General features: G+C 57.6%; 3 protein-coding genes. 1 reads left to right on the plus strand and 2 read right to left on the minus strand.

Going from position 1 to position 3,391, the window contains the following annotated elements; genetic code table 11:
* The coding region (cysN, locus tag LAT62_RS16235; RefSeq protein WP_293386269.1) for a sulfate adenylyltransferase subunit CysN at positions 1–1,085 on the minus strand (1,085 nt) is incomplete at its 3' end.
* Between the two features lie 15 nt (positions 1,086–1,100).
* Positions 1,101–2,009, minus strand: coding sequence for a sulfate adenylyltransferase subunit CysD (gene cysD / locus LAT62_RS16240; RefSeq protein ID WP_293386271.1), 909 nt, complete (start codon positions 2,007–2,009; stop codon positions 1,101–1,103).
* 212 nt (positions 2,010–2,221) lie between these two features.
* On the opposite strand from cysD, the gene zapE reads away from it, so the two are divergent.
* Entirely contained in the window at positions 2,222–3,328 is a 1,107-nt protein-coding gene (zapE, locus tag LAT62_RS16245; protein ID WP_293386273.1) for a cell division protein ZapE, read from the plus strand.
* The last annotated feature ends 63 nt before the right edge of the window (positions 3,329–3,391 follow it).

Below are 3,391 nucleotides of genomic sequence, written 5' to 3' on the forward strand. Positions count from 1 at the left end.
CCGGCACTGGTGCTGACGCCCACCTTGAAGTCATATTGCTTGCCCGGTGTCATCACGGCTTCGTTCATCCACACCAGCTTGGCGACAAACTTGCGCCCCCGCTGCGGCAGGTCAATCGGGTTGACCAGCATGTCACCGCGGCTGATGTCGATTTCGTCTTCCAGCGTCAGGGTGACGGCCTGGGCCACGAACGCCTCGTCCAGTTCGCCATCATAGGTGACGACCGACTTGACGCGGGACTGCTTGCCGGAAGGCAGCGCCATCACCGGGTCCCCCGGGCGCACAATGCCCGAGGCAATGGTGCCGGCAAAACCCCGGAAGTTGAGGTTGGGGCGGTTCACATACTGCACCGGAAAACGGAAGTGTTCGAGATCCCTGTCTTCGGTGATCGGAATGCTTTCCAGCAGTTCCATCAGTGTCTGGCCGTCGTACCAGGGCGTATTGGCGCTGCGGTTCACGACATTGTCGCCTTCCAGCGCCGACATGGGCACAAAGTGGATATGGCCGAAATCAAGCTGATCGCTGAAGGCCAGGTAGTCTTCGCGAATGTCCTGATAGACCTTTTCGCTGTAATCCACCAGGTCCATCTTGTTCACCGCCACCACCACATTGCGGATACCCAGCAGGGAGGCAATAAAACTGTGGCGCCGGGTCTGGGTCTGCACACCGTTGCGGGCATCAATCAGTATGATCGCCAGTTCACAGTTGGAGGCGCCGGTGGCCATGTTGCGGGTGTACTGCTCATGCCCCGGGGTGTCGGCAATGATGAACTTGCGTTTGGCCGTCGAAAAATAGCGGTAGGCGACATCGATGGTGATGCCCTGTTCGCGCTCCGCCTGCAGACCGTCGACCAGCAGCGCCATATCGATCTTCTCGCCGGTGGTGCCATGGCGACCGCTGTCGCTCTCGATGGCAGCCAGCTGATCTTCATATATCATCTTGGAGTCGTGCAGCAGCCGCCCGATCAGGGTGCTCTTGCCGTCATCTACACTGCCGCAGGTCAGAAAGCGCAGCAGTTCCTTGTTCTCGTGCTGCTTCAGATAGGCTTCGATATCTGAGGCGATCAATTCGGATTGGTGTGACATGTTACTGGTGTCCCCTTAGAAATAGCCTTCCTGTTTCTTCTTTTCCATGGAGCCGGCACTGTCATGGTCGATAACCCGGCCCTGGCGCTCCGAGGTGGTGGTCAGCAGCATTTCCTGAATGATGTCAGGCAGAGTGGCGGCCTCTGACTCCACGGCGCCGGTCAGGGGGTAACAGCCCAGAGTCCGAAAACGCACGGACCTTTGCTCGATGGTGTCTTCCGGGCCGATCGGCATGCGATCGTCATCCACCATGATCCAGGTGCCATCGCGTTGCACCACCGGGCGCTTTGCAGAGTAGTAGAGCGGAACAATGGGGATCTCTTCCAGATAGATGTACTGCCAGATGTCCAGCTCGGTCCAGTTGGACAGCGGGAATACACGAATGCTCTCGCCCTTGTTCACGCGGGCGTTGTAGGTGTTCCACAGTTCCGGGCGCTGGTTCTTCGGGTCCCAGCGATGCTGGGCATCACGGAAGGAGTATACGCGCTCTTTGGCGCGCGACTTTTCCTCATCGCGACGGGCGCCGCCAAAGGCGGCATCGAATCCGTACTTGTCCAGTGCCTGCTTGAGTGCCTGCGTTTTCATGATGTCGGTGTGCTTGGCACTGCCATGCGTGAAGGGGCCGACACCCATGTCGAGACCTTCCTGATTCTTGTGCACGATAAGCTCCAGCCCGAGTCGCTCGGCCGTCTCGTCCCGGAACTTGATCATCTCGCGAAACTTCCAGTCGGTATCGACGTGCAGCAACGGAAACGGCGGCTTGCCGGGATAGAAGGCCTTCATCGCCAGGTGCAGCATGACGGAGCTGTCCTTGCCGATGGAGTACAGCATGACCGGATTCTCGAACTCGGCAGCCACTTCACGAATGATGTGGATGCTTTCGGCTTCCAGTTGTTTCAGATGGGTCAGGTGATAGCTCGACATAGATAACGCAAACCTGTGGAGTCCAATACGCGAAAGAAGCGCAGTATATCAGCGAGACAATGTTTATAAAAACACCGGGAATTAGAACTTATTCTTATATTGATATGGAACTCATTGCCCGATTGGCATCCGGAGGGCAGGGCACTACAATTCGCACTGCTCTTATGCCGCCGTCCAACGCTGACGGTCCGCTGGTTCAACAGAGGTACATCATGTCCAGAACGCCATTGTCGCGTTATCAGGCCGGGGTAGAAGCCGGCACCTATCACCATGACCCCGAGCAGGAATCGGCGGTCAGGCGACTGGACCAGCTCTATCATGAAATACTGGCCTATGATGAAGCCCTGCAGTCAGCCAAAGGCTTGCTCAAGGGCTGGTTCGGCAAACGACCGGAACCGCCTCAGGGCATCTACTTCTGGGGCGGAGTCGGGCGCGGCAAGACCTTCATCATGGACACCTTCTATGACTGTCTGCCGATAGAAGCCAAGCACCGCGCTCACTTTCACCGCTTCATGCAGGCCGTGCACAAGCGCCTGACCGAACTGAAAGGTGAAAAGAACCCGCTTGACCGGATTGCCCGCGAGATGGCGCAACGCTATCGCATCCTCTGTCTGGACGAATTCTTTGTCACCGATATCGGCGACGCCATGATACTGGGCAATATGATGGAAGGGCTGTTTCGCGAAGGTGTGGTGCTGGTCACCACCTCCAACATTGTGCCCGACGGCCTGTATGAAAACGGTCTGCAGCGCGACCGCTTTCTGCCTGCTATCCGCCTGCTGAATACTCATACCCAGGTCATCAATCTCGACCATGGCGTCGACTACCGGCTGCGCTCGCTGGAGCAGGCCGCGCTGTTCCACACACCAGCCGGCAAAGAGGCTGATGAAAAGCTGTTGCAGGAATTCGACAGTCTGGCACCGGACCTGGAAGAATGCGAAGTGCAGGGTGAAATCGAGATTCTCGGGCGCCATATTCCTTTCCAGCGCGAGTGCGAGGATGTCATCTGGTTCCGCTTTCAGGACATCTGTGGCGGCCCGCGCAGCGCCAATGACTATATCGAGATTGCCCGCACCTACCACGCCGTGGTGATCAGCGACGTACCACGCTTCGGCGCCAATGACGACGACCTCGCCCGCCGCTTCATCAACCTTGTGGACGAATTCTACGACCGCCGGGTCAAACTGCTGGTCTCCGCAGCAGCCCCCATCACTGAACTTTATGTCAAAGGCCAGCGCCGCTTCGAGTTCGAGCGCACCGAAAGCCGACTGCTCGAAATGCAGTCGCACGATTATCTGGCCGCGCAGCATCTAGCCTGATCAAGCCTTGTACAGCTGATTGATCTGCAACGAAAAAACCGCCTTTGGCGGTGTTTTTGAGGT

Source organism: Natronospirillum sp., from assembly GCF_022565775.1.
In the GTDB taxonomy this organism is placed as follows: domain Bacteria; phylum Pseudomonadota; class Gammaproteobacteria; order Pseudomonadales; family Natronospirillaceae; genus Natronospirillum.